Annotated in this window: 27 protein-coding genes and 1 pseudogene; 13 read left to right on the forward strand and 15 right to left on the reverse strand. The window is 68.8% G+C overall.

The features are described 5' to 3' along the window. Positions 1–82: 82 nt before the first annotated feature. Together ACZ5RK_RS05645 and ACZ5RK_RS05650 are read right to left on the reverse strand one after the other, a co-directional pair. Positions 83–435, reverse strand: a pseudogene (locus ACZ5RK_RS05645) (nucleotidyltransferase domain-containing protein). Beyond that, entirely contained in the window at positions 392–772 is a 381-nt protein-coding gene (locus tag ACZ5RK_RS05650) for a HEPN domain-containing protein (protein ID WP_464909987.1), read from the reverse strand. The pseudogene ACZ5RK_RS05645 and the gene ACZ5RK_RS05650 overlap by 44 nt, the downstream one beginning before the upstream one ends. Positions 773–800: 28 nt before the next feature. Between ACZ5RK_RS05650 and ACZ5RK_RS05655 the strand changes: the two genes are divergently transcribed. The 3 genes from ACZ5RK_RS05655 to hisH are packed head-to-tail and all read left to right on the forward strand — an operon-like array spanning position 801 to position 3,014. Then, positions 801–1,844 carry a pyridoxal phosphate-dependent aminotransferase gene (locus ACZ5RK_RS05655; RefSeq protein ID WP_464909988.1) on the forward strand — a complete coding sequence of 348 codons (1,044 nt, stop codon included), beginning with the start codon at positions 801–803 and terminating at the stop codon, positions 1,842–1,844. After that, positions 1,837–2,421, forward strand: coding sequence for an imidazoleglycerol-phosphate dehydratase HisB (hisB, locus tag ACZ5RK_RS05660; RefSeq protein WP_464909989.1), 585 nt, complete (start codon positions 1,837–1,839; stop codon positions 2,419–2,421). Before ACZ5RK_RS05655 ends, hisB begins: the two co-directional genes overlap by 8 nt. Next, the gene (hisH, locus tag ACZ5RK_RS05665; protein ID WP_464909990.1) at positions 2,418–3,014 is read left to right on the forward strand and encodes an imidazole glycerol phosphate synthase subunit HisH; all 597 of its coding nucleotides are present in this window, start codon (positions 2,418–2,420) and stop codon (positions 3,012–3,014) included. The genes hisB and hisH overlap by 4 nt, the downstream gene beginning before the upstream one ends. Here hisH and ACZ5RK_RS05670 read toward each other — a convergent pair. From ACZ5RK_RS05670 to purE, 4 genes are all read right to left on the reverse strand, one after another. Continuing rightward, positions 2,985–3,905, reverse strand: coding sequence for a carbohydrate kinase family protein (locus ACZ5RK_RS05670; RefSeq protein ID WP_464909991.1), 921 nt, complete (start codon positions 3,903–3,905; stop codon positions 2,985–2,987). The genes hisH and ACZ5RK_RS05670 overlap by 30 nt on opposite strands. A 214-nt stretch (positions 3,906–4,119) precedes the next feature. Beyond that, positions 4,120–5,256, reverse strand: a complete 1,137-nt coding sequence (locus ACZ5RK_RS05675) for a phenylacetate--CoA ligase family protein (RefSeq protein WP_464909992.1) — start codon at positions 5,254–5,256, stop codon at positions 4,120–4,122. Positions 5,257–5,353: 97 nt separating this feature from the next. Beyond that, the gene (locus tag ACZ5RK_RS05680; RefSeq protein WP_464909993.1) at positions 5,354–6,460 is read right to left on the reverse strand and encodes a 5-(carboxyamino)imidazole ribonucleotide synthase; all 1,107 of its coding nucleotides are present in this window, start codon (positions 6,458–6,460) and stop codon (positions 5,354–5,356) included. Further along, the gene (gene purE / locus ACZ5RK_RS05685) at positions 6,457–6,951 is read right to left on the reverse strand and encodes a 5-(carboxyamino)imidazole ribonucleotide mutase (protein WP_464909994.1); all 495 of its coding nucleotides are present in this window, start codon (positions 6,949–6,951) and stop codon (positions 6,457–6,459) included. The genes ACZ5RK_RS05680 and purE overlap by 4 nt, the downstream gene beginning before the upstream one ends. 46 nt (positions 6,952–6,997) lie before the next feature. On the opposite strand from purE, the gene ACZ5RK_RS05690 reads away from it, so the two are divergent. Continuing rightward, positions 6,998–7,954, forward strand: a complete 957-nt coding sequence (locus tag ACZ5RK_RS05690; protein WP_464909995.1) for a sodium-dependent bicarbonate transport family permease — start codon at positions 6,998–7,000, stop codon at positions 7,952–7,954. A gap of 2 nt (positions 7,955–7,956) precedes the next feature. Beyond that, a complete protein-coding gene (locus ACZ5RK_RS05695) occupies positions 7,957–8,259 on the forward strand; it encodes a P-II family nitrogen regulator (RefSeq protein ID WP_464909996.1) in 303 nt (100 codons plus the stop codon). Positions 8,260–8,289: 30 nt separating this feature from the next. Here the strand turns inward: ACZ5RK_RS05695 and ACZ5RK_RS05700 are convergent, their stop codons facing one another. Both ACZ5RK_RS05700 and ACZ5RK_RS05705 read right to left on the reverse strand, forming a co-directional pair. Further along, positions 8,290–8,826 (reverse strand): DedA family protein, encoded by a 537-nt coding sequence (locus ACZ5RK_RS05700; protein WP_464909997.1) that lies wholly within the window; start codon positions 8,824–8,826, stop codon positions 8,290–8,292. Continuing rightward, positions 8,823–9,515: a TerC family protein gene (locus ACZ5RK_RS05705; RefSeq protein WP_464909998.1), complete on the reverse strand. Its 693-nt coding sequence runs from the start codon at positions 9,513–9,515 to the stop codon at positions 8,823–8,825. Before ACZ5RK_RS05705 ends, ACZ5RK_RS05700 begins: the two co-directional genes overlap by 4 nt. 198 nt (positions 9,516–9,713) lie before the next feature. Between ACZ5RK_RS05705 and ACZ5RK_RS05710 the strand changes: the two genes are divergently transcribed. From ACZ5RK_RS05710 to gcvPB, 8 genes are all read left to right on the forward strand, one after another. Beyond that, positions 9,714–10,073: a metal-sulfur cluster assembly factor gene (locus tag ACZ5RK_RS05710; protein WP_054647574.1), complete on the forward strand. Its 360-nt coding sequence runs from the start codon at positions 9,714–9,716 to the stop codon at positions 10,071–10,073. A 66-nt stretch (positions 10,074–10,139) separates the two neighbouring features. Further along, entirely contained in the window at positions 10,140–11,870 is a 1,731-nt protein-coding gene (locus ACZ5RK_RS05715; RefSeq protein WP_464909999.1) for an NAD-dependent malic enzyme, read from the forward strand. Positions 11,871–11,874: 4 nt separating this feature from the next. Then, a complete protein-coding gene (locus tag ACZ5RK_RS05720) occupies positions 11,875–12,756 on the forward strand; it encodes a nuclease (protein ID WP_464910000.1) in 882 nt (293 codons plus the stop codon). Next, a complete protein-coding gene (locus ACZ5RK_RS05725) occupies positions 12,753–14,477 on the forward strand; it encodes an ATP-binding protein (protein ID WP_464910001.1) in 1,725 nt (574 codons plus the stop codon). Before ACZ5RK_RS05720 ends, ACZ5RK_RS05725 begins: the two co-directional genes overlap by 4 nt. A gap of 20 nt (positions 14,478–14,497) precedes the next feature. Next, complete coding sequence (gene gcvT, locus ACZ5RK_RS05730) at positions 14,498–15,547, forward strand: glycine cleavage system aminomethyltransferase GcvT (RefSeq protein WP_464910002.1); 1,050 nt, start codon at positions 14,498–14,500, stop codon at positions 15,545–15,547. Positions 15,548–15,565: 18 nt separating this feature from the next. Continuing rightward, complete coding sequence (gene gcvH, locus ACZ5RK_RS05735; RefSeq protein ID WP_464910003.1) at positions 15,566–15,952, forward strand: glycine cleavage system protein GcvH; 387 nt, start codon at positions 15,566–15,568, stop codon at positions 15,950–15,952. A gap of 96 nt (positions 15,953–16,048) precedes the next feature. Then, a complete protein-coding gene (gcvPA, locus tag ACZ5RK_RS05740; protein ID WP_464910004.1) occupies positions 16,049–17,365 on the forward strand; it encodes an aminomethyl-transferring glycine dehydrogenase subunit GcvPA in 1,317 nt (438 codons plus the stop codon). Further along, positions 17,362–18,786 (forward strand): aminomethyl-transferring glycine dehydrogenase subunit GcvPB, encoded by a 1,425-nt coding sequence (gcvPB, locus tag ACZ5RK_RS05745; RefSeq protein WP_464910005.1) that lies wholly within the window; start codon positions 17,362–17,364, stop codon positions 18,784–18,786. Before gcvPA ends, gcvPB begins: the two co-directional genes overlap by 4 nt. Positions 18,787–18,879: 93 nt before the next feature. Here the strand turns inward: gcvPB and ACZ5RK_RS05750 are convergent, their stop codons facing one another. The 7 genes from ACZ5RK_RS05750 to ACZ5RK_RS05780 form a co-directional block, all read right to left on the reverse strand. After that, positions 18,880–19,320: a rhodanese-like domain-containing protein gene (locus ACZ5RK_RS05750; protein WP_054647451.1), complete on the reverse strand. Its 441-nt coding sequence runs from the start codon at positions 19,318–19,320 to the stop codon at positions 18,880–18,882. Positions 19,321–19,355: 35 nt separating this feature from the next. Continuing rightward, positions 19,356–20,117: a polysulfide reductase NrfD family protein gene (locus ACZ5RK_RS05755; RefSeq protein ID WP_464910006.1), complete on the reverse strand. Its 762-nt coding sequence runs from the start codon at positions 20,115–20,117 to the stop codon at positions 19,356–19,358. Beyond that, positions 20,110–20,697, reverse strand: a complete 588-nt coding sequence (locus ACZ5RK_RS05760; protein ID WP_464910007.1) for a 4Fe-4S dicluster domain-containing protein — start codon at positions 20,695–20,697, stop codon at positions 20,110–20,112. Before ACZ5RK_RS05760 ends, ACZ5RK_RS05755 begins: the two co-directional genes overlap by 8 nt. Further along, a complete protein-coding gene (locus tag ACZ5RK_RS05765) occupies positions 20,697–22,994 on the reverse strand; it encodes a molybdopterin-dependent oxidoreductase (protein WP_464910008.1) in 2,298 nt (765 codons plus the stop codon). The genes ACZ5RK_RS05760 and ACZ5RK_RS05765 overlap by 1 nt, the downstream gene beginning before the upstream one ends. Beyond that, positions 22,966–23,493 (reverse strand): TorD/DmsD family molecular chaperone, encoded by a 528-nt coding sequence (locus ACZ5RK_RS05770; protein WP_464910009.1) that lies wholly within the window; start codon positions 23,491–23,493, stop codon positions 22,966–22,968. Before ACZ5RK_RS05770 ends, ACZ5RK_RS05765 begins: the two co-directional genes overlap by 29 nt. A 97-nt stretch (positions 23,494–23,590) precedes the next feature. Then, positions 23,591–24,187: a response regulator gene (locus tag ACZ5RK_RS05775; RefSeq protein ID WP_464910010.1), complete on the reverse strand. Its 597-nt coding sequence runs from the start codon at positions 24,185–24,187 to the stop codon at positions 23,591–23,593. 32 nt (positions 24,188–24,219) lie between these two features. Next, positions 24,220–25,188: a sensor histidine kinase gene (locus tag ACZ5RK_RS05780; protein ID WP_464910011.1), complete on the reverse strand. Its 969-nt coding sequence runs from the start codon at positions 25,186–25,188 to the stop codon at positions 24,220–24,222. Positions 25,189–25,193 lie beyond the last annotated feature (5 nt).

The raw sequence follows: 25,193 nt of genomic DNA on the forward strand, positions 1-25,193 counted from the left end.
ATGTTGCGAAACCAAAGTGTGGGCACTTAGGCGGGGGCTACCCCTCCCACCGCCTGCCCCTGGAGCGGGTAGGCCTTTGGCGCTAGGGAGGGGGGAGGAGCCAGCGGGTTTCCTCCCGGAGGACCCGGGCCAGGCGGGGGCTCCTTTGGGGCAGGCTTGTCCACTCCTCCAAGGTGTAGACCAGGGCCTCCGCGGGCACGGGAAGCTCCTCTAGGGGAAGCCCCAGGGGGCGCTTCCAGGGGGGGAGTGCGCCACCAGGAAGAGGAGGTCCAGGTCGCTTCCCACCCCCGCTTCCCCCCGGGCGTAGGAGCCGAAGTAGCCCGCGGCCACGAGCCCCGGGATAGGGTGGCGGGAAAGCCAGGCCCTAAGGGCCTTCTCCACCTCTTCCCGGCTAGGCCATCTGAGCACGGACGAACCCAAGGACCTCACGGGCATAGCCCACCGCCTCCTCGCTCTGCAAGGGTCCGTAGTGCTCCGCCGAAGGCCCCTCGGGGAAGGCGTCGGGGTAGCGGGTAAGGATATAGAGCCCGTCTAGGTAGCGGGCCTTTTCCACCAGCTCCTGGGGCACCTCTAGGGGGAGCTCCTTCAGAAGCCGGGCCACCAGGTGCCCCCAAGCCTCCTGGCCCAGGCGGAGGTGGAGGGCCTTCACCGCCTTCCCGGCCGCCTGCTGGGCAGCGAAGCAGGCCCACTCGTGCCTCCCGGCGTTCCGGGCGATCTCGGCCATCTCCAGCTCCTTCTCCGCCTGGAGAAGCCAGTCCTTGGCCCGGTTCATGCCCTGAGTTTACCGCTATACTCGGAGCATGCGGGCCTTCAAGGCGCACCTCCGGGGCCTTGCCCCCTACCCTTACAGGAAGGAGGAGGCCCCGGTGAAGCTGGACCAGAACGAGAGCCCCTTTGACCTACCCGAGGGGCTAAAGGAGGAGGCCCTGAGGCGCCTTCGGGCCATCCCCTGGAACCGCTACCCGGAGATCCACGGGGAAAGCCTCAGGAGGAGACTTTCCGCCCTCTTGGACTGGCCGGAGGAGGGGATCGTTTTGTCCCCGGGGTCCAACCTCCTCATCCTGGCCCTAAGCCTGGCGGCGGAGGAGGTCCTGGACCTCGCTCCCTCCTTTCCCCACTACGCCCACGCCGCCAGGGTGGCGGGGACCCCTTACCGGGCGGTGCCCTTGGGGGAGGGGTTTTCCCTGGACTTGGAGGCCCTCCTTTCCGCCTTCACGGGGGGGGTGCTCTTCCTCCCTAACCCCCACGCCCCCACGGGAACGCTCTTTCCGGGGGAGGCCCTTTGGGCCCTGGCGGAAAGGGCCAGGGAGGTGGGGGGGCTTCTCGTGGTGGACGAGGCCTACCGGGAGTTCTCCGGCACGGACTTCCGCCCCCTGGCCCGGGAAAACCCCCATGTGGCCCTCCTTCGCACCTTCTCCAAGGCCTTCTCCTTGGGAGGTATCCGGGCGGGCTACCTCCTGGCGGGCCTCGAGGTGGCGGGGGTGGTGCGGGAGGTTCTCCCGCCCTTCGTCCTTCCCGCCCACACCGGGGCCATTTTGGAGGTGGTCCTGGAAAACCCGGGATACGTGGAGAGGGTGGTGGCCGAGGTGGTCTCCCAGCGGGAAAGGGTGTACCGAAGGCTTCTGGAGCACCCCACCTGGCGCCCCTACCGGAGCCACGCCAACTTCCTCCTGGTGCGAACCCCCGATGCCGAAGAGGCCTTCCGCCACCTCCTCTCGAGGGGGGTCTTGGTGCGGCGGCAGGACCGCTACCCGGGGCTTGCGGGGTGTCTCCGGGTGACCCTGGGCCGAAAGGAGGAGATGGACGCCTTCCTGGAGGCGGCCTTCGGGGTGGCCTATGCGTGAGGCCTTGGTGGAGCGGGCCACGGCGGAGACCTGGGTGCGGCTCCGCCTGGGCCTGGACGGGCCCCCGGGGGGCAGGGTGGCCACAGGCCTGCCCTTCTTGGACCACATGCTCCTCCAGCTTCAGCGCCACGGCCGCTTCCTCCTGGAGGTGGAGGCCAAGGGGGACCTGGAGGTGGATGTCCACCACCTGGTGGAGGACGTGGGCATCGCCTTGGGGATGGCCCTCAAGGAGGCCCTGGGGGACGGGGTGGGCCTGGAGCGGTACGCCGAGGCCTTCGCCCCCATGGACGAGACCCTGGTGCTTTGCGTCTTGGACCTCTCGGGGAGGCCCCACCTGGAGTACCGCCCCGAGGCCTGGCCCGTGGTGGGGGAGGCCGGGGGGGTGAACCACTACCACCTCCGGGAGTTCCTGCGGGGCCTGGTGAACCACGGGCGGCTTACCCTCCACCTGAGGCTCCTTTCGGGAAGGGAGGCCCACCACGTGGTGGAGGCCAGCTTCAAGGCCCTGGCCCGGGCCCTCCACCGGGCCACGAGGCGCACGGGAGAGGAGCTTCCCAGCACCAAGGGGGTATTGTGAGGACCCTCCTCATAGACTACGGCTCGGGGAACCTCAGGAGCGCCGCCAAGGCGCTAGAAGCGGCGGGGTTTTCGGTGGCGGTTTCCGCCGACCCCCACGCCCATCCGGGGGCGGACCTCCTGGTTCTCCCGGGGCAGGGCCACTTCGGCCAGGTGATGCGGGCCTTCCGGGAAAGCGGCTTCCTGGAGCGGGTCCTCCGCCACCTGGAAAGGGGCCTTCCCTTCCTGGGAATCTGCGTGGGGATGCAGGTCCTCTACGAAGGGAGCGAGGAGGCCCCGGGGGTAGAGGGCCTGGGCCTCTTCCCGGGGGAGGTGCGCCGCTTCCGGGCGGGGCGGGTTCCCCAGATGGGGTGGAACGCCCTCGCCTTCCAGGGGGCCTTCGCCCCCCTTTCGGGCCGCCACTTCTACTTCGCCAACTCCTATTACGGCCCCCTCACCCCCCACTCCCTGGGGACGGGGGAGTACGAGGGGACCTCCTTCACCGCCCTCCTCGCCAGGGAAAACCTCCTCGCCCCCCAGTTTCACCCCGAGAAGAGCGGGAAGGCGGGCCTGGCCTTTCTGGCCTTAGCCCGCCGCTACTTCCAGATCCTCTAGGCGGAGAAGCCGCCCCTGGGCCCCCAGGCCGGTGGCCGCCAGGGCCCCCGCCAGGTTGGCGAGGCGGGCGGCTTCTTGGGGCTTCTTCCCCTGCAGGACGGCGTGGGCGAAGGCGGCGGTGTAGGCGTCCCCGGCCCCGGTGGAGTCCACGATGTCCTCCATGGGGAAGGGCTCCAGGAGCTCCTCCCCTTCCGGGGTGACCACGATGGAGCCCATGGCCCCCACCTTGATGGCCAGGTGGGCGAAGCCTTCCCGCCGAAGCCGCTCCACCCCTTCGGAAAGGGAAGAGGCCCCCGTGAGGGCCATAAGCTCGGCCTGGTTCATGAGGAGCCAGGTGACCCCCCTAAGGTACTTCAAGAGCTCCCCCCCCGCCGCCCGCACCGCTCCCGTGCCCAGATCGGCGAAGATGGGCATCTCCCGTTTTCTGGCGGCCTCGAGGACCTCCACCGCATAGCTCCGGGAGGGCCCCCCCACCAAGGCGTAGGCGGAGAGGACCACGGCCTCCGCCTGGTCCAGGTAGCGGGGCTTGAAGAGAGAGGGGTCCAGGTGGCGGCTCGCCCCCTCGGCGCTCACCATGGCCCGCTCCCCCCCTTGGACCACCAGGATGAGGACGGAGCTCGTGGTGTGCTCCGGGTCCTCCTGGAGGTGGCGGAGGTCCACCCCCACTTCCCGCACCCGGCTTAAGGCCAGCTCGGCGAAGGGGTCCTGGCCCACCCGGCCCGCCAAAAAGACCCGGTGGCCGAGGCTCGCCAGCTGGGCCGCCAGGGTGCCTCCCGCTCCCCCGGGTTTCATGAGCGCCCTTCGGGCGGGGAGCTCCTCCCCGGGCTCGGGTATGCGCTCCACGAAGAAAAGCAGGTCCACGGAAACATCGCCCACCACGAAAAACCGCATCTTACCCCCTTTCCCAGGCAAAGGCTTTTGCCCTCACTATACCGCAAGGGCCCCGTTGCTTTGCCCCCCAGCTTACCGCCCCAAAATGAGAAAAACATAACAAGGCCCCGCCGGGGCCTTGCCTGGGAGTCTCCCCTTTATGCCCTTTCTCCCTCTTTCCTTCGCCCTGTCGGCTCGGGGACCCCATGCTGGCTTGGGCCAGCATGGGGTGGTATTAGAACCTCCGGTCCACCACCAGGCCCCCTTCCAGGGCCTCCACCAGCTCCGCCTCGTCCACCCTGAGGCCCGTGGCCTTCTGGATGGCCTCAAAGAGCCCGGGGGGGACCTTTTCCGCCTTCAGGCGGAGCACCAGCTTGTCCGTACCCTCCAGCTTCCGCTCCACCACCACCTGAAAGCCCCTGGAGTCCAGGCCGAAGCCCGCCAGGATGGGGGCGAGCTCCGTGGGGTAGAGCTTGACCCCCTTCACCTTCACCATCTGGTCCGTGCGGCCGAAGACTCCCCGGGGGAGCACGGTGAGGCCTTCCCGCCTCTCGGCCACGGCCAGGTCCCCGGTGCGGAAGCGCACCATGGGCATGAGGGTGCGGCTTAAGGCGGTGACCACCAGCTCCCCCTTCTCCCCCTGGGGGACGGGCTTCAGGGTCTCGGGGTCTAGAACCTCCAGGACCGCCATCTCCGGGATCTCCCAAAGCCCGTCCTTCTCCATCCGTTCCCCGGCCACGATGCCGAGCTCGCTGGTGCCGTAGGCGTCCAGGGCGGTGCCGCCCAGGAGGGCCTCCACCTTCTCCCGGAAGCCGGGCACCGAGGTGAAGGGCTCCCCCCCCGCCAAAAGGAGGGGGAAGCGCCCTCCCGCCTGCCCCACCTTCAGGGCGAAGGAGGGATTGGTGACCAGGACGTCAAAGCCGTAGCGCTGGCCGATCTCGGCGATGCGGGCCGCCTCCCCGGGGCCGTGGGGGAGGACCATGTTTCCCGCCCGCCATAGGGCCTGGTGGAAGAGCCATCCCCCGGCGAAGACGTGGTAGCTGAAGGCCACCAGCACCTTCCTGCCCACGATCCCAAGCCTCCGGTAGTGCTCCGCCAAGGCTTCCGCCTGGTAGCGCAGGTCCTCTTGGGAGAGGTACTCGGGCATCCAGCCTAAGGCGGGGCTTGGGGTGAGGTGCATGAGGCTCGCCCCGGGGGGCGGGGTGGGGTTTTCCTTGAGGTAGGCCAGCCACTCCTCCCGGGTGGTGAGGGGCAGGGAGGGGAGGTCCTCGAGGGCGAGCTTTTCCGGGTCTACCCCCCGGAGCTTTTCCGCGTACACGGGGTGGGCTTTGGCCTTCCGAACCACTTCCCTTAGCCTGGCCGCGCGATCCATGCCTGGCCTCCTTGGTGGGGAGAATTATACCCTTCCCCCCACCCCTCGGTGTGGGGTTCTTTTGGGGCCCGGGCGTGGCCTCCCTGTGCCGGGGTGTTTAGAGGCGCTCCTCCCAGGGCAACCCGGCCAGGGGGGCGAGCCGGGCGAGCCCCTCCCTTAGCGCCTTCAGATTATCCCGCCTCAGGGTGATGTGCCCCACCTTGCGCCCGGGGCGCACCGCCTTGCCGTACCAGTGCAGGTGGGCCCCTTCCACCTTAAGGACCTCGGCGAAGTCGGGTTTCCACCCGATGAGGTTCACCATGGCGCTGTGCCCCCTTGGGGCGGTGCTCCCCAAGGGGAGGCCTAGAATGGCCCGGAGGTGGTTTTGGAACTGGCTCGTCTCCGCCCCCTCTATGGTCCAGTGGCCGGAGTTGTGCACCCGGGGGGCCATCTCGTTGAAGAGGAGTTCCTCCCCTACCTGGAAGAACTCCAGGGCTAGGACGCCCACGTAGTCCAGGGCTTCCATGGCCCTCAGGGCGTAGGCCTCCGCCTTCCCCTGCAAGGCCTCGGAGGCCCCGGGGGCCGGGGCCAGGGAGAGCCTGAGGACCCCTCCCCGGTGGTGATTCTCCACCAAGGGATAGAAGGCCACCTCCCCGCCCCGCCCCCGCACGGCGAGGAGGGAGACCTCCCGGTCAAAGGGAACGAAGCCCTCGAGGATCACCCCTTTTCCCCCTAAGGCCAGGAGGGCTTCCCGGGCCTCCCCCTCCGTGCGCACCAGAACCTGCCCCTTGCCGTCGTAGCCCCCCCGCCTGGTCTTGAGGAGGGCGGGAAGGCCCACCCGCTTCAGGCCCTCCTCCAGGTCCTTTGGCCCGTCCACGGGGTGGAAGGGGGGCGTGGGCACCCCGAGGCCCTGGAAGAAGCGCTTTTCCTTTAGGCGGTCCTGGGCCACCTCCAGGGCCTTGGGCGGGGGGTAGACGGGAAGCTTTTCCGCGAGGAGGTGGACCACCTCCACGGGCACGTTCTCAAACTCGTAGGTGGCGAGGGAAAGCCCCTGGGCGAAGCGGGAAAGGGCCTCCTCGTCCGAGAAGCCCCCCACCACCAGCCCCCCCACCTGCCCGGCGCAGGCCTCGGGGGAAGGGTCCAGGAAGCGGAAGGAAAGCCCCAAGGGGTAACCCGCAAGGGCCAGCATCCGCCCCAGCTGCCCCCCGCCCAGGACGCCGATCATGCCCCCTCCCTGGGGTCGGGGTGGGCGAGGACCGCCTCGGTCTGGGCCTGGCGGTAGGCCTTGAGGCGCTCCATCACCTCGGGGTACTTGAGGCCCACGATGCTTGCGGCAAGAAGGGCTGCGTTCACCGCCCCCGCCTTCCCGATGGCCAGGGTGCCTACGGGGACCCCCGCGGGCATCTGGACGATGGAGAGGAGGGAGTCCAGGCCCTTTAGGGCCCGGCTTTCCACGGGGACCCCGAGGACGGGAAGAGGCGTGTGGGCAGCGGTCATCCCGGGGAGGTGGGCCGCCCCCCCGGCCCCGGCGATGAGGACCATGAGCCCCCTCTCCTCGGCGGTCTTGGCGTACTCGGCCATGAGGTCCGGGGTGCGGTGGGCGGAGACCACGCGCACCTCGTAGGGGATGCCTAGGGCCTCCAGGGTCTCCGCCGCATGGCGCATGGTCTCCCAGTCCGAGCGGGAACCCATGATGAGGCCTACCAACGGCGCCATCGTACCGGATTGTAAAAGCCCCTCCCGGGATTGTAAAGGTAAGGGGATGGACACCTTGGAGCTTTTGCGCCTTAACCTCCTTTCCCCCATGGTCCTGGCCTTCTTCCTGGGGGCCCTGGCCCGGTGGCTTAAGAGCGACCTCGCCTTTCCCGAGGCCCTCTACACCGCCCTTTCCATCTACCTCCTCTTCGCCATCGGCTTTAAAGGCGGGGTGGAGCTTTCCAAAACGCCCCTCTCGGCCCTGCTCCTCCCGGCCTTGGCCACCCTTTTCCTGGGCCTTTTCCGCCCCCTCACGGGCTACGCCCTGGCCCGCCGCCTCCTCCGGGTGGGGCGGGCGGACGCCGGGGCCCTGGCCGCCCACTACGGCTCGGTCTCCGCCGTCACCTTCCTCGCGGCCCTCACCTTTGCCCAGGAGGTGGGCCACCGCCCCGAGGGGTTTCTGCCCACCCTGGTGGCCCTTCTGGAGGTGCCGGGGATCGTGGTGGCCCTCCTCTTCGCCAAGCGGGGCGGGGGTCGCCTGGGGGAGGCCCTGAGGGAGGTCCTCACGGGGAAGAGCGTGGTCCTCCTCCTGGGGGGGCTTCTCGTGGGGCTCCTCTCGGGAGAGGCGGGGATGGAACGGGTGAAGGCCTTCTTCGTGGACCCCTTTTACGGGGCCCTGACCCTCTTTCTCCTGGACCTGGGCATGGTGGCGGCCTCGAGGGTCTCCGCCCTCCGGCAGGTAGGCCTCCGCTTGGTGGCCTACGGAACCCTGCTTCCCCTCTTCCACGGGGCCTTGGGGGCTTACCTCGGCCACCTGGCGGGGCTCTCCCCCGGGGGGGCCACGGTGCTTGCGGCCATGGCGGCGAGCGCTTCCTACATCGCCGCCCCGGCCGCCGTGAGGATCGCCCTTCCCGAGGCCAACCCCAGTTTGTACCTCACGGCAAGCCTCGCCGTGACCTTTCCCTTTAACCTGGTCCTGGGGATTCCCCTCTACCACGCCCTGGCGGTCCTTTGGGGAGGTTAGGCATGGACCTGGTGCCCTTGAAGCTCGTGACCATCGTGGCGGAGAGCCTTCTGGAGAAGAGGCTGGTGGAAGAGATCAAGCGCCTGGGGGCCAAGGGGTACACCATCACCCCGGCCCGGGGGGAGGGCTCCCGGGGGATTAGAAGCGTGGACTGGGAGGGGCAGAACATCCGGCTGGAGACCATCGTGAGCGAGGAGGTGGCCCTAAGGATTCTGGAAAAACTACAGGAAAGCTACTTCCCTCACTACGCCGTCATCGCCTACGTGGAGAACGTCTGGGTTGTCCGGGGGGAGAAGTACGTGTGATGCCGCTCCGTGCATGGGGGCTTCGGGCCGCTACCCGCAGCGGGAGGGGCGCCGGGAAAGGGAAAGCCCCACGCCCGCCAGGAGGAGAAGCCCCAAGAGGATGGCCCAGAGGGGGAGGTGTTGGCCCAGGAAGTAGCCCAGAAGGAAAAGCCCCTGGGTCCAGAGGAGGCTTCCTAAGGCCACCAGGGGGAGGAAGCGGGCGAGGGGGAAGCCCCAGGCCCCGAAGAGGAAGGGGACGAGGGCGCGCACCCCTCCCAGGAAGGGGGCGAGGAGGAGGACGAGGGGGCCAAAGCGGAGGGCCAGGCGCTCGCCCTTTCGCCAGAGGTCCTCGGGGAAGCGCCGCCTCAGGGTTTTCCCCCCGTACCGCCCCAGGGCGTAGCCCAGGAGGTGGCCGAGGAAGCTTCCCAGGAAGAGGAGGGGGAGGAGGGGGAAGGGCCTGAGGCCTCCTTCCCCGGCCAAGGCCCCCAGGGCGAGGAGGAGGGTGTCCCCCCCGGGGACGAAGAGGCCGATGGGAAGGCCCGTCTCCAGAAAGAGGGAGAGGGGGGCGAGGAGGAGGAGGGCGCTCATGCGGGGGCGGGCTTGCGGGTGGCCCAGAGGCTACCCAGAAGGAGGACCAGGAGGATAAGGAGGCTGAAGGCCTCTTTGCTGAGCCCCAAGGCCAGCTCGGGGCGGAGGAGGACCTCCTTGGCCAGCTTGTCCCACCCGCCCACGGCGAGCTTCACCCCGGCCAGGCCCACCACCAGGTAGGCCAGGTGGGCGAAGCGGGGGTAGCGGTCCAGGAGGGAGACCACGAGGCTTGCCAGCATCCGGAGGGCGAGGATGCCCAGGAAGACGCCGGTGTAGATCACCCAGAGCCTGTTCGAAAGGGCCACGGCCACCAGGACGGAGTCCACGGCGAAGGCCAGGTCCATGAGCTCCACCTGGGCCACCACCTTCCAGAACTGGGCCGCGCTCACCTCCAGGGGTGGGGGGGCGTGGGCCTCCTCGGGCCTCAGGAAGTGCCTCAAGGCGATGTAGAGGAGGTAGGCCGCCCCCAGGGCCTGCACCCACCAGAGCTTGATGACCAGGGTGGCGAAGAGCAGGGCGAGGCCCCGGAGGATATAGGCCCCCAGGATGCCGTAGAAGAGGGCCTTTCGCCGCAGGTGCGCGGGAAGCTTCTGGACCATGACCCCGAGGATGAGGGCGTTGTCCGCCGAAAGGAGGACCTCGAGGACGACAAGCGTCAGGATGGCCGCGAGGGCGCCCGTGAGTTCCATGCTCCACCTCCCAAAAGAAAGGACCACCGCCAGAGGCGGTGGTCTCGCCCGAGGGCTTCCGCCCTCCCGGCCCCCGGGGCCTCCGGGCCCGTCATGACGGGGGACCGGCCTTGGGGCTACTCCCCAACCGGGACCAGTATACGCCAAAGGTGGGCAAAGAGGGGACGGGGCCCGGGGCCTTTGGCTATACTCGGAGGCATGGACGAGGTGCAGAGGGTGTCCCAAGGGGAAGCGGCCCCGGCGTTGCCCACCAAGGAGCAGGTCCTCGAGGCCCTGAAGGTGGTCTACGACCCGGAGATCCCGGTGAACATCGTGGACCTGGGCCTGGTCTACGGCGTGGAGATCCACGAGAACGGCGTGGTGGACATCACCATGACCCTCACCGCCATCGGCTGCCCGGCCCAGGACGTGGTCAAGGCCGACGCCGAGATGGCCGTGATGCGCCTGCCTGGGGTGCAGGGGGTGAACGTGGAGTTCGTCTGGACCCCCCCCTGGACCCCCGCCAAGATGACCGAGGAGGGCAAGCGCATGATGCGCATGTTCGGGTTCAACGTGTAGCCCCCGGAGGGCAGCGGGGTCATTTTTCCCCTGGTGCCCTGCCTTGGCCCGTGGGAGAATGGGCCCATGCCGGTTAGCCGTTACTACGACGTCAAGCGGGACGAGAGAGGCGAGCGCTACCTGGAGCCCTACGTCACGGGGTTTTTGCTCCTCAGGCTTCCCCTCCTCAACAAGGGCACGGCCTTCACCGAGGAGGAGCGTCGGGCCCTGGGCTTAGAAGGCCTCCTTCCTCCCCACGTGAACACCCTGGAGGAACAGAAGGAGCGGGTCTACCGCCGCTACCGCCTCGTCCAAAGCCCCCTGGAGAAGCACATCTACCTGCGCCACCTCCAGGACCGGAACGAGGTCCTCTTCTACGCCCTCTTGGTGGACCACCTGGAGGAGATGCTTCCCATCCTCTACACCCCCACGGTGGGGGAGGCGGTGCGGGAGTTCTCCCACATCTACCGCTACCCCCGGGGCTTTACCGCGAGCACCGCCAACATTGACCGCATAGAGGAGGCCCTCCAGAACGTGCCCTTGGAGGAGGTGCGCCTCATCGTGGCCACGGACTCCTCGGCCATCCTGGGCATCGGGGACCAGGGTTACGGGGGGATGGCCATCTCCATCGGCAAGCTCACCCTCTACACCGCCGTGGGCGGGGTGGGCCCCGACAAGACCCTGCCCGTGGAGCTGGACGTGGGCACCGACCGGGAGGACCTCCTCAAGGACCCCCTCTACCTGGGGGTGCGGCATAAGCGCCTTAAGGGCGAGGCCTACTACCGGTTCCTGGACCGCTTCGTGGAGGCGGTGCGGCGGCGCTATCCCAAAGCCCTCATCCAGTGGGAGGACTTTTCCAAGGAGGCAGCCTTCAACGTCCTGGAACGCTACCGCAGGGTGGTCCCCTCCTTCAACGACGACATCCAGGGGACGGGGGCGGTGGCCCTGGCCGGGGTGCTCTCCGCCTGCCGCTTAAAGGGGGAGAGGCTTTCGGAGCAGGTGGTGGTGGTCTACGGGGCCGGGGCCGGGGGGGTTGGGGTGGCCTGGGCCCTGGTGGAGGGGATGAAGCGGGAGGGCCTCTCCGAGGAGGAGGCCAAGGCCCGCGTCCTCGTCCTAGACTCCAAGGGTCTTCTGGTGGAGGGCCGGGCCATGGAGGACTACAAAAGGCCCTACGCCCAAAAACCCGAGCGCCTCCAGGGCTGGCGCTTTGCGGGGGCCTACCCCAACCTTCTGGAGACCGTGGAGAACGCCCGGGCCACGGTCCTCCTGGGCCTCTCCGGCCAGGCGGGAAGCTTCACCGAGCCCGTGGTGCGGGCCATGCTGAAAAACGCCCCCCGCCCGGTGATCTTCCCCCTTTCCAACCCCACCTCGGCCACGGAGGCCCTGCCCGACGACCTCATCTACTGGACGGAAGGCCAAGCCCTGGTGGCGGCGGGAAGCCCCTTCCCCCCGGTGGGCTTCAAGGGGCGGACCATTCCCATCGGCCAGGGGAACAACGCCTTCGTCTTCCCGGGTCTCGGCCTGGGGGCGGTCTTGGCCCGGGCCCGGGAGGTGACGGACGGGATGGTCCTCGAGGCCGCCTATGCCCTCTACGACTACACCACCAGGCACTTTCCCGACCTCCTCTACCCCCCCGTGGCCCGGATGCGGGAGGTCTCCCCTTACGTGGCCGCCCGGGTGATGGCCAAGGCCTTGGAAGAAGGGGTGGCGGAGGAGGAGCGGATCCAGGGGCTTTCCTTCAAGGGCCTCCAGGAGTTCGTGCGGAGCCGCTTCTGGGAGCCCAAGTACCTCCCCTACCGCCCGGCCCCGGTAATCTAGGGGCATGGCCTGGCGCCTCCTAAGCCTCGAGCCCGCCCGGCTCCAGGAGGAACCTCCCCTGGCCCTGGAGCCCGAGGCCTTCCGCCCCCTGGAGGAGCCCTGGGAGGCGAGGCGGGGGACCGGGGCCCCTTGGCCTGACCCCCTCTACTTCGTGGACGGCCGGGAGCGGGCCGAGGCCCTGGTGGTCCAGGGGGCCCGCCTGGCCCTCCTGGGGTGCGTGGCTGCCGGGGCGGTGGTCCTTGCGGGGGGAAGGGTGGGCCTCCTGGGCCTTAGGGTCCGCCGGGTGGGGGTGGGGCTGGAGGAGGCCCTGGGAGTGGGGGAGCTCCTCTACGAGCCGGTGGCGGCCTTGGGGGAGGGCCTGGAGGGGCTCCAGGCGGGGCTTAGGGCCGCCCGGGAGGCCCTGGAGAGGGAGGTGGCCGAGGGGATGGAGGGGGGGCTTCTCGTGGTGGACGGCCCGGTGCGCCTCCTGCGGGAAGGCCCCCTCCTCGGCTACATCAAGACCCACTGGGCCCGCTACCTGCCCAAGGAACGGGAGGCCCTCCTGGAGGCCTTGGCCCCGGGAGAGCGCACCCCCGCCTTCCGGGTCCGCCGGAGGGGCCTGGAGCTCGCCAGCTGGTACCTGCGCCTGCCTTTGCCCCCGGAGGGGCTTCGGCCGCCCTGGGCGGGGCTTCTCCGGGTGGAAACCCCTCTGGAGGGCCCCTACGGGGAGCTTGCCGACCTTTCTTTGGGGCTCTTCCCCGCCCTGGCCTCCCACCCGGTGAAGGACCCCAGGGCCCCCCAAAACCTCCTGCCCGTGGGGGGGCTGGAGCGGGAGCTTTCCCGCAGGATGGGCAGGCCCGAGGTGGTGGGCCGCCTTCTCTCCAGGTATCTAGGAGGTGCGAGGTGAAGCGCATCGGCGTGGTCTTGGGACGCCGGGAGGCCACCCCCCTGGAGTTCTGGGTGGGGGTGGAGGGGGACGGGCTTTTGCGCCTGGATGACCTGGTGGTGGTGGAGGGCTACCACCCCCAGGTGGGCCGGGTGCGCTACTTCGGCATGGTGGACCACGTGGCCAAGGTCCACGAGGGGGAAAGCTTTGACACCGACACCTTCTTGGCGGTGGAGGGGAAGATCCCCGTGAGCCTGGCCTACGTGGCCCACGTGAGCGTGACCCGCATCCTCCCCGAGGAGTTCTTCCCCCCGGACCCGGGCTCCGCGGTCTTTCTGGCCCAGGGGGAGGATCTGGAGCTCGCCCTCTACTACGAGGCCATGCGGAACCAAAGGGGGAGCACCAAGCTCCCCGCGGGGTTTCTGAAGAACGGGGAGGTGGCCTACCTCAACCTGGAGTTCTTAAACGGCGTGAAGGGCGGGCACGTGAACATCTCGGGCATCAGCGGGGTGGCGGCCAAGACCAGCTACGCCACCTTCCTCCTCAAGAGCCTCCTGGAAAGCGGGGTCCTGGAGGACGCCCACCAGGCCAAGGTCCTCCTCTTCAACGTCAAGGGGGAGGACCTCTTCTTCCTGGACAAGCCCAACGCCCGCCTCACCGAGGAGGCCAGACGGGCTTACGAGAGGCTCGGCCTGCCCGCCACGCCCTTCGGGAGCGTGGCCTTCCTGGCCCCGCCCAAGAAGGAGGGGTACGTGCCCGACCTGGACTCCCGCCTGGAGGGGGTCAGGGCCTACCACTGGGACCTGGTCCAGTTCGCCCAGAGGGGTCTCCTTCCCTTCCTCTTCGCCGACCGGGGCCTCATGACCAACCTGGGCTTCCTGGTCCAGCACCTCACGGAAAAGCTCCGGCGCCTCGCCGAGGGGCAGAAGGGCCCCCACCTCCTGGTGGAGGACTGGCCCGGGGAGGAGGTTCCCGAGGGCGCCTCCTTTGACCAGCTGGGCAAGGTGCGCCTCAAGAGCTTCTCCGACCTGGTGCGCTACCTGGAGCACAAGCTCCTGGGCCCCGAGACCGGGGAGGGGGAAGGGGATAGGACCTGGACCGCCCGCCAGGCCAAAGGGACCCTCGAGGCCTTCGTCCGGCGCCTGCGCTCAAGCGTGGAGAACGTGGGCCACCTGGTCCGCGGCGACCGTCCCGGAAACCCCCCAGACCCCTTGAAGGGCGAGCAGGTCCACGTGGTGGACCTGGCCAAGCTCTCCCCCCAGGGGCAGATGTTCGTGGTGGGAAGCCTCCTCAAGGACCTCTTTGAGAGGAAGGAGCGGGGGCAGTACCGGGGAAGGGTCTTCGTCGTCTTGGACGAGCTCAACAAGTACGCCCCCAGGGAGGAGGAAAGCCCCATCAAGGACGTGCTCCTGGACATCGCCGAAAGGGGGCGCTCCTTGGGGGTCATCCTCATCGGGGCCCAGCAGACGGCGAGCGAGGTGGAGAGGCGGGTGGTGGGGAACGCCGCCATCCGGGTGGTGGGGCGGCTGGACGCCGCCGAGGCGGAGCGCCCCGAGTACCGCTACCTCCCCGCCTCCTTTCGCCAAAGGGCCCTCATCCTGCCCCAGGGGGCGGTGATCCTCCACCAGCCCGAGATCCCCGTGCCCCTCCTCGTCCACTTCCCCTTCCCCGCCTGGGCCACCAAGAAGGAGGAGGTCCTGGAGGACAACTCCGCCGAGGCCCTGAGGCGGGAGCTTTTTTGAAGGGGTAGGATAGCCTTGCCATGAAGGAGACCCCTCTTTACCAGGCCCACCTGCGCCACGGAGGGCGGATGGTGGCCTTCGCCGGCTACCTCCTCCCCCTGCAGTACACCTCCATCGTGGAGGAGCACCTAGCGGTGCGCCGGGAAGCCGGCCTCTTTGACGTGAGCCACATGGGGGAGTTCCTCATCCGGGGGGAGGAGGCCTTGGCCTTCCTCCAGTGGGCCACGGTGAACGATGCGAGCCGCCTCAAGGTGGGAAGGGCCCAGTACTCCATGCTCCCCAACGAAAGGGGCGGCGTGGTGGACGACATCTACCTCTACCGCCTGGGGGAGGAGGAGTACCTCATGGTGGTGAACGCCGCCAACATCGCCAAGGACTTCGCCCACCTAAAGGCCCTTTCCCAGGGCTTCCGGGTGGAGCTTCTGGACCTTTCCCAAAAGACCGCCCTTCTCGCCCTCCAGGGTCCCAAGGCGGCGGAGATCCTCCAGGGCCTGGTGGACGTGGACCTCTCCCAGAAGAGAAAAAACAACGTCTTCCCGGCCCGGGTGGCGGGGCGCCCCGCCCGCCTCGCCCGCACCGGGTACACGGGGGAGGACGGGTTTGAGGTCTTCCTGGCCCCGGAGGACGCCGAGCCCGTCTTTGAGGCCCTCCTGGGAGCGGGGGCTAAGCCTTCCGGCCTCGGCGCCCGGGACACCCTGAGGCTCGAGGCGGGCTTCCCCCTCTACGGCCACGAGCTCACCGAAGCCACCAACCCCCTCTGCACCCCCTGGGCCTGGGTGGTGAAGGGGGAGAAGGCCTACCTGGGCAAGGAGGCCATGCTCTCGGAGGCCTGCCGGGAAAGGCTCGTGGGCCTGGTGCTGGAGACGGGCATTCCCCGGGAGGGGTACCGGGTGCTTTCTGGGGAGCGCCCCGTGGGCCGGGTGACCAGCGGGGGGTACTCCCCCCTCTTGGAGAAGGGCATCGCCCTGGCCTACGTGGAGAAGGAGGCGGAGGGGCCTTTCCAGGTGGAGGTCCGGGGCCGGGCAGTCCCCGCCGCCCTTAGCCCTCTCCCCTTTGTGCCGCTAAAATAGCGGGGGTTAGGAGGCGCTATGGACATCCCAAAGGACCGCTTCTATACCAAGACCCACGAGTGGGCCCTGCCCGAAGGGGACACGGTGCTCGTCGGCATCACCGACTACGCCCAGGACGCCCTTGGCGACGTGGTCTACGTGGAGCTACCCGAGGTGGGCCGGGTGGTGGAGAAGGGCGAGGCGGTGGCGGTGGTGGAGAGCGTGAAGACCGCCTCCGACATCTACGCCCCCGTGGCCGGGGAGGTGGTGGAGGTGAACCCCGCCCTGGAGAAGACCCCCGAGCTCGTCAACCAGGACCCCTACGGGGAGGGCTGGATCTTCCGCCTCAAGCCCCGGAACATGGCCGACCTGGACGGGCTTCTGGACGCCCAGGGCTACCAGGTGGTCCTGGAGAGCGAGGCATGAGGTCCAAAGGCCCTGGCCTCGCCCGCTCCTTAGGGCGGGAGGGCCTTCTGTAGCCCCGGGGCAAATGGCCCTGGGGTTTTGTTTAAGGATGGAGCCATGGACTACACGCCCCACACGGAGGAAGAGATCCGGGAGATGCTCAGGCGGGTGGGGGTGGAAGACCTTCAGGGCCTCTACGCCCACCTGCCCGAGGAGATCCTGAACCCCCCCATAGACCTCCCCGAGCCCCTCCCGGAGTGGAAGGTGTTGGAGGAGTTAAGGCGGCTTGCGGCCCAAAACCGCCCCGCCCCCAAGGCCTTCCTGGGCGGCGGGGTGCGGAGCCACCACGTGCCCCCCGTGGTCCAGGCCCTGGCCCTAAGGGGGGAGTTCCTCACCGCCTACACCCCCTACCAGCCCGAGGTGAGCCAGGGGGTTCTCCAGGCCACCTTTGAGTACCAAACCATGATCGCCGAGCTTGCGGGCCTGGAGATCGCCAACGCCTCCATGTACGACGGGGCCACCGCCCTGGCGGAAGGGGTGCTCCTCGCCCTCCGGGAGACGGGCAGGATGGGGGTTTTGGTCTCCCAGGGGGTCCACCCCGAGTACCGGGAGGTCCTCAAGGCCTACCTCGAGGCCGTGGGGGCCGGGCTCAGGACCCTTCCCCTGGTAGGGGGAAGGACCCCTGTCCCCGAGGTGGGGCCGGAGGTGGGGGCGGTGGTGGTCCAGAACCCCAACTTCCTGGGGGCCCTGGAGGACCTAAAGCCCTTCGCCGAGGCCGCCCACGGCGCCGGGGCCCTCCTCGTGGCCGTGGCCGACCCCCTCTCCCTGGCCCTCCTCAAGCCCCCGGGGGCCTTGGGGGCCGACGTGGCCGTGGGGGACGGGCAGGCCCTGGGGCTTCCCATGGGGTTTGGCGGCCCCCACTTCGGCTTTCTCGCCACCCGGAAGGCCTTCGTGCGCCAGCTTCCGGGAAGGCTCGTCTCCGAGACCGTGGACGCCGAGGGCAGGCGGGGCTATATCCTCACCCTCCAGGCCCGGGAGCAGTACATAAGGCGGGCCAAGGCCAAGAGCAACATCACCACCAACGCCCAGCTCACCGCCCTCATGGGGGCCATGTACCTGGCGGCCCTGGGCCCCGAGGGGCTTAGGGAGGTGGCCCTGAAGGGGGTGGCCATGGCCCACCGGCTTCGGGCCCTTCTCCTGGAGATCCCCGGGGTCCTTCCCTTCACCCCGGAGCCCTTCTTCAACGAGTTCGCCCTGAGGCTTCCCCGGGACCCCGCGGCGGTGCGCCGGGCCTTGGCCCAAAGAGGCTTCCACGGGGCCACCCCGGTGCCCGGGGAGTACGGGGAGAACCTGGCCCTCTTCGCCGCCACCGAGCTTCACGAGGAGGGGGACCTCTTGGCCTTCCGGGAGGCCCTTAGGGAGGTGCTGGCATGAGCTATCCCCTGATCTTTGAACGGAGCCGCAAGGGAAGACGGGGCCTGAGGCTGGTCAAGGAGGTCCCCAGGGCGGAGGACTTCCTCCCCAAGGAGCACCTCAGGGAAACCCCTCCCCGGCTTCCCGAGGTGGACGAGCTCACCCTGGTGCGCCACTACACCAACCTCTCCCGCCGCCAGGTGGGGGTGGACACCACCTTCTACCCCTTGGGGTCCTGCACCATGAAGTACAACCCCAAGCTCCACGAGGAGGCGGCGAGGCTCTTCCAAGACCTCCACCCCTACCAGGACCCTAAGACGGCCCAGGGGGCTTTGGCCCTCATGTGGGAGCTCGGGGAGTACCTCAAGACCCTCACCGGCATGGACGCCATCACCTTAGAGCCCGCCGCCGGGGCCCACGGGGAGCTCACCGGGATCCTGATCATCCGCGCCTACCACGAGGACCGGGGGGAGGGGAGGACGAGGAGGGTGGTCCTCGTGCCCGACTCCGCCCACGGCTCCAACCCCGCCACCGCCAGCATGGCGGGCTACCAGGTGAAGGAGATCCCCTCGGGGCCCGACGGCGAGGTGGACCTCGAGGCCCTTAAGCGGGAGCTCGGCCCCCACGTGGCCGCCCTCATGCTCACCAACCCCAACACCTTAGGCCTCTTTGAGAGGCGCATCCTGGAGATCGCCAGGCTCTGCAAGGAGGCCGGGGTCCAGCTCTACTACGACGGGGCCAACCTCAACGCCATCATGGGCTGGGCCAGGCCCGGGGACATGGGCTTTGACGTGGTCCACCTGAACCTCCACAAGACCTTCACCGTGCCCCACGGCGGGGGCGGTCCGGGCTCCGGCCCGGTGGGGGTGAAGGCCCACCTCGCCCCCTACCTTCCCGTGCCCCTGGTGGCGAAGGGCGAGGAGGGCTTCTACCTGGACTTCGGGCGGCCCAAGAGCATCGGGCGGGTCAAAGCCTTCTACGGGAACTTCCTGGCCCTGGTGCGGGCCTGGGCCTACATCCGCACCCTGGGGCTCCCCGGCCTGAAGAAGGCCGCGGCCCTCTCCGTGCTCAACGCCCGTTACCTGAAGGAACTCCTCAAGGAGAAGGGCTACCGGGTGCCCTACGATGGGCCCACCATGCACGAGTTCGTGGCCCAGCCGCCTTCGGGCTTCCGCGCCCTGGACCTCGCCAAGGGGCTTTTGGAGCTCGGCTTCCACCCGCCCACGGTCTACTTCCCCTTGATCGTCAAGGAGGCCCTCATGGTGGAGCCCACGGAGACCGAGGCCAAGGAGACCCTCGAGGCCTTCGCCGAGGCCATGGGGGAGCTTCTAGAGAAGCCCAAGGAGTGGCTGGAAAACGCCCCCTACACCACCCCGGTCCGCCGCCTGGACGAGCTTAGGGCCAACAAGCACCCCAAGCTCACGTATTTTGACGAGGGGTGAGCCAGTCCTTTTGGGGCCCCCGTTGCGGCAAAAGCCGCAACGGGGCACTTAAGAAGGGGGCGGGGTGTGGGCCCCGCCCCCCCGGGCTTCAGCCTACTTCTCCACGGGTAGGTTGGCCCCGGTCCAGGCCTTGAAGCCGCCCAGGATGCTCTTCACGTTGTAGCCCTGGCCCCGGAGGAAGACCAGGCCCATGGCCCCCCGGTGTCCGATGCCGCAGTAGATGATGATGGGCTTGCCCTTGGGGATCTCGCCGATCCTCTTGGGCAGGTCGCGGATGGGGATGTTCACCGCACCGGGGATGCGGCCGTCCTTGAACTCGCTGGGCTCCCGCACGTCCAGGATGAAGACGTCCAGGGTGTCCATCATCTGCTTGGCGGCGGCGGGCTGGATGCCGTAGAAGTCGGCGGGGAGGGCGGTGAGGAAGTTGCCCAGCTCCCGCACCGTCAGGGCGGAGAAGGTGGCGGTGGTCGCCTGTGCCAGCACCGGAATCGCCGCCAAAAGCCCTAACCAAGCCAGCTTCTTCATGCCTTTCATGACCCACCTCCTTATTCCCTAGGGGCCTTAAGCCCCTAAAGGCCCAGTCCTTGCCACTGGCCCACCAGGACCCAGAGGGCCCTGAGGCCGGCCGCCGCCACGAGCCCCGCCCAGGGGGCGAGGCGTTCCTTGCCGAAGACCCCAAGCCCCGAGAGAAGGAAGAGGAAGAAGGGCAGGCCTCCCTCCTTCAGGAAGTGGCCCCGGGCCTCCGAGGAGAGGGTGAGGGGGTAGAGCAGGGCCAGGAAGAGGACCGCCCCCATGGCCATCCTCAAGGGGGCCTTGGACCAAGGGCTTCCCAGGAGGGCCGCCAGGGCTAGGGCCAGGCCCAAAGCGGTGAGGGGGAAGACCCCCGCCAAGAGGGCGTTCCACAAGGGGCGGTTCAGGTTCACCGCCAGGGCCATCCCGGGGTAGCCCAAGGCCACCAGGCTAAAGAGGAGGAGGCCCCAGGCTAGGAGTTTTCTAGGCCCTTTGCCCAGGTAAAGGAGCCCCGCCGAGAGGAAGGAAAGGGCAAGCCCCCAGGAGCCCCACCAGATGGGGCTTTGGGGATGGAAGGAAAGGAAGAGCCAGATGTGGGTGAAGCGGAAGCGGGCCGGAGACTCGGCCCAAAGCACCAGAAGATCTAAGGCGATGAGGAGGAGGGCGAGGAGGGTGTAGCGCCTGGCCTCTTCCTGGCCTTTCAGGTGCAGCAAGGCCGCCAGGAAGGCCATCCCCCCCGCCAGCCCCACCAGGACGAAGTGCAGGGCGTTGGTCCAGTGCCAAAACTCCCCAGCGTTGGGCAGACCGTAAAACTCAGTCATGGCGCACCTCGCTTTCCCGGGTAAGCCCCTTTTTGGAAGGAGCGTTGAGGTAGAAGAGCTTGGGCCTCGTGCCCAGCTCCCCCCGCAGGACGTCCACCCTCCCGGCCTCCTTCAGGGCCTTGACCACGGGGCTTTCCGGGTCGTCCAGGTCCCCGAAGGCCCGGCAGTTCGTGGGGCAGGTTTCCACGCAGGCGGGGAGCCGCCCCTTGTCCAGGCGGTGGGCGCAGAAGGTGCACTTGTCCACGTAGCCCTGGGGATGCAGGTAGCGGGCCTCATAAGGGCAGGCGGCCACGCAGGCCCCGCAGGCGATGCACTTTTTGGGGTCCACCAGTACCAGGCCGTCCTCCCTTTGGTAGCTCGCCCCCGTGGGACAGACGGGGACGCAAGGGGGGTTTTGGCAGTGGAGGCACTGCTCGGGCCGGAACTCCACCACAAGGTCGGGGAAAACCCCCAGTTCCCGCTCCCGGATCCAGAGGCGGAAGCCTCCTGGGGGCACCTCGTTCTCCATCTTGCAGGCCACGGCGCAGGCGGCGCAGCCCACGCAGAGGCTTAGGTCTATGGTCATGGCGTACCGGGCCATCACATCCTCCTTTCCTCCAAAGGACGGCGGGCCAGGGAGGCCAGGGAGGGGAGCCTGGGCCTTTCCGCCCTCTCCAGCTTCACGAAGTTCACCCTCAGGCCCGCCCCGCCGGAGATGGGGTCCAGCTTGTACCGGGTCTGGAGGTAGTTGTCCGAGGCTCCCCGGCCGTGGGCCACCTTCATCAGGGGGGCCTTGTGGCCGAAGCCGTGGACCAGGTAGACGCAGTCCCTGCGGATGCGCTCCGTGGCCTTGACCCGCACCGGGCCCTCCCGGACGCCGTCTTGGTTCACCAGGTAGGCGTAGTCCCCGTTTTTCAGGCCGAGCTTACGGGCTTCCTCGGTGTGGACCCAGACCTCGTTTTCCGGGTCCATCTCCATGAGGACCCAGTTGTTCTGGGTACGGGCGAAGGTGTGCACGGGGCTACGGCCGTAGAGGAGGCGGTAGAAGCCCTGGGGTGGGGGCTCGGGGGGCGTGTAGACGGGAAGGGGCTGGTGCCCGGCCTGCTTGAAGGCCTGGCAGTAAAGCTCAATCTTTCCCGAGGGGGTACCGAAGGGCAGGCGCCCCTCCTTTTCCCAGTCCGTAAGCCAGGGTTTCCCCTTCTGGACCAGGGTGCCCATGCCCTTCAGGGTTTCTAGGTCAAGGCCGATGCTTTGCAGGCGGGTGTCCAGGTACTCCTCAATGCCCTTCCAGGGGAAGTACTGCTCCAGGCCGAGCCTGAGGCCCAGCTCCCGGGCGATCCACCAGCCCGGCCTGGTGTCAAAGAGGGGCTCGTGGGCGGGCACCCGGAGCTCTATGAAGGGGGTCTTGTGGGCCACGGCCACCAGGTCGTCGTAGCGCTCCAGGTAGGTGGCCTCGGGCAGGATCACATCCGCCCACATCACGTGCTCCTGGGGCAGGACGTCTATGGCCACGTAAAGGTCCAGCCTCTTCAGGGCCTCCTTGGTGCGGGGCACGTTGGGGATGGAGTGGAAGAGGTTGATGCCGTAGGCCAGGAGCCCTTTGATGGGGTAGGGCTCCCCGGTGATCATGGGTTCAATGAGCTCCTGGATGGCCGTGGTCCTGGCGAAGAACTTGCCCTTGTCGGCACGGGGGCGGAAGCCTTCCGGCTCGTGGTCGCCCCCTGCGGGGCCGGAGCATCCCCCGGCGGCGGGCTCCAGGGGGAGGGGTGGGGTGGGGTACTTCTCCAGGTAGGGGCTCTGGGCGATGTAAAAGCCCCCGGGCCGCCCGTAGTTCCCCAGGAGGACGTTCACGTAGAAGAGGGCCATCATGCGGTAGGTGTCGTCCCCGTACCAGACGGTGTGCCGCCCGGGGGGGAGGACGGCCTGGGGCTTGTGGGCGGCCATCTCCCGGGCCACTTCCCGGATCACCCCTGCGGGGATCTCCGTCTCCTTCTCGGCCCACTCGGGGGTGAAGTCCTTCACGTGGGCCTTGAGCTCCTCAAAGCCGGTGGTGTACTTCTCCACGTACTCCCGGTCGTAAAGCCCCTCGTAGATGAGGACGTGGATCCAGGCCAGGAGCAAGGCGGTGTCGGCGCCGGGCTTTATGGGAAGCCAGCGGTGGGCTTTGGCGGCGGCGGTGGAGAAGCGGGGGTCCACCACCACCAGCTTGGCCCCCCGCCTCAGGGCCAGGGCGAAGTCCTGGAGCTGGGTGTTGTGGGTGTCCTCCCCGATGTGGTGGCCGATGAGGACGATGTAGCGGGTGTTTTCCCAGTCCACGGGCTCGTGGCCGCCCACGGGCCGGCCGAAGACCCACTGGGAGGCCACCTCCCGGGGAGCGGTGCAGATGGCCACCGAGGGCTTGGCGGCGTTGGGGCTTCCCCAGGCGGCGGGAAGGAAGTCCACGAACCAGGTGTCCCCGGTGCCGTGGCCGAAGAAGGCCACGGCCTCGGGGCCGTAGGTCTCCCGGATCTTGAGCATCCTCTCCGCCACGTGGTCCAGGGCCTCTTCCCAGGTGGCCACCCGGTACTTCCCCTCGCCCCTTTGGCTACCCTCCACCCGGATGAGGGGGCGCTTCAGGCGATCGGGGTCGTAAGTGGTCTGGGGCATGCCCTGGCCCCGGGGGCAGAGGCGGCCGCGGCTTTTGGGGTTGGCCTCGTAGCCGTCCACCTTGTAGACCCGCTGGCCCACGGCGTAGGCCACGATGCCGCACCGCCAGAAGCAGCCCTCGCAGATCTGGTAGACCTTCCGCACCTCCTTTGCGTACCAGGGGGCCCGAAGGGCCTTGGCGGGACCGCTTCCCCTAAGGGCCAGGGCCCCCACCCCGAGGGCGCTAAGCTTCAGAAACTCCCGTCTTTGCATGGACTACCTCCTGCAAAAACCCCACCAGGGCGGCGTAAAAGCCCGTGGGGTCGTGGGCCTTCACCGCCTCGCCGAACCGCTTGAGCCAAGGGGCCAGGAACTCCTGGGCGAGCCTCCTCGCCAGGTCGGGGCGCCTGGGGGCCAGGAGGGCCATGGCCTCCCCCAAGGCAGCCAGGTGGTCGGGAAGGTCCCGCCAGGTTTCCTGGACCTCGAGGCCCCCCTCCCGATAAAGCTCCAGGAGCCGGTGGTAGGAGGGCCCCAGGAGCTCCCCGTCCCGGGCGTAACCGGCGTAGGGCGGGGCGGGGACCCCTTGGGGGTTGGTCACGAAGAGGGCGGTGTAGGCCGCCTGGAGCTCGGCCAAAGGGGGGCGGGGGAGGGCCACCGGGCCGCCCTTGAGCTCGGAAAGGGCCTCCTCCAGGGTCCCTCCTTGGAGCTCCCGCCAGAGGGCCTCTCCCGGAGGGGCGAAGAGACTGGCTGTGACCCAGCCCAGGAGTTCCATGCTCCACCTCCCGGTCCCAGGCTAGGGCTTGCCCCTCATTTCACAAGACGGAAGGTTTTCCCTGGCCGTGTCGGCCGTCTTCCTAAGGCAAATGTCCCTAGGCCAGGCCGTGCTCCCGGGCCCAGCGCACCAGCTCAGGGGTGTCCATGAGGCCCAGTTTGTTGAGGGCCCGGGCCTTGTAGGTGGAGGCAGTCTTGACGGAGAGCCCGAGCTTCTCCGCGGCCTGGGATAGGGTGTAGCCCTGGGCCAGGAGGGCCACCACCGCCCTTTCCCGCCGGGACAGCGCCTCGGGGCCCGGGGTGGCCTGGCCCTCCAGGAGGGCCTGGGTGAGGCTTGGGTGGAGGTAGCGGAGGCCTTTGGCCATCCGCTCCAGGGCCTCCAGGAGGTCCTGGTCCAGGGCGTGTTTGGGCAGGTACCCCTTGGCCCCCAGCTGGAAGGCCCGGGCCACGTAGGCGGGCTCGTCGTGCATGGAAACTACCAGGACCGGGGCCCGCCCGGCCAGGTGGGGGAGGGCCTCGAGGCCCCCCATCCCCGGCAGGTTCAGGTCCAGGAGGACGAGGTCGGCCTCCCAAGGGGCGCTTAGGGCCTCCTCCGCCCGGGCGAACTCCCCCACCACCCGGTGCCCTCCCTCCTCCAGGAGGAGCCTGAGCCCTTTGCGCACCAGGTGATGGTCCTCTACCAGCAGGATCCGCATCCTTGCCCCCTATGCCCTGCGCCGGGAGGGTTTCACAGCGGCACCCCGAACTCCACCCGGGTCCCCTCCCCGGGGGCCGAGTGGAGGCGGAGGCTTCCCCCCAGGCCCTGGACCCGCTCGTGCATCCCCAGAAGGCCCACCGAGGGCGGGGTCTTCTCCGGATCAAAGCCCTGCCCGTCGTCCTCCACCAGGCCGAAAAGACGGTCCCCCTCGGTCCATAGGGCCACCTGTACCCTTCGGGCCTGGGCGTGGCGCAGCACGTTGGTGAGGGCTTCCTGCACCACGCGGAAGAGGGCCACCTCCTTCTCCTTGGGGAGCGGGGGCACTTCCAGGCGAGCCTCCACCCTGAGGCCGTTTTTCCGGTACTCCTCCAGGTAGCGCCGGAGGGCCTCCTGAAGGCCCAGGTCGTCCAAAAGGGGAAGCCTTAGCTCCCGGGAAAGCCGCCGCACCTCCTCCAGGGCCTCCGCCACCCGTTCCCGGGCCTCGGCGAGCCTCTCTGGGTGCCGCTCGGCCACCTTTAGGGTGAGGAGGGCGGCGGTGAGGAGGCTCCCCACCCCGTCGTGAAGCTCCCGGCCTACCCGGCGGCGCTCCTCCTCCTGGGCCCGGAGAAGCCTCGCCGCCTGGCCCAGGCCCGTCCGCTTGAGGGCGAGGAGGAGGAGGGCTCCCAAGGCCTCGGGGGGCCTCATCCCCGCCTCGAGGCTCAGGACCAGGACGGCCAGGGGCTTTCCCCCAGGGGGGGATACGGGGAGGGCGAGAAAGGGGTCCTCCGCCACGGGGTTTCCCGTGGTGGCCGCGGCCTCGGCCAGGTGCCGCGAGCGCTCCACCAGGGGGCAGGCGGCGCGGCAGGCCTGCATCTGGAAGAGGCGGAGGTCCTCCCCCACCCAGTAGGCCTCCCCACAGCGGATGACCCCCTTCTCCTCCAGGAGGCGGAGGGCCTTCCGCACCACCTCCTCCCGGGTCCTGGCCTCCGCCAAGACCAAGGCCAGCTCGGCGCACCCCATCCCCC

The sequence above is a fragment of the Thermus kawarayensis JCM 12314 genome (genome assembly GCF_055393575.1).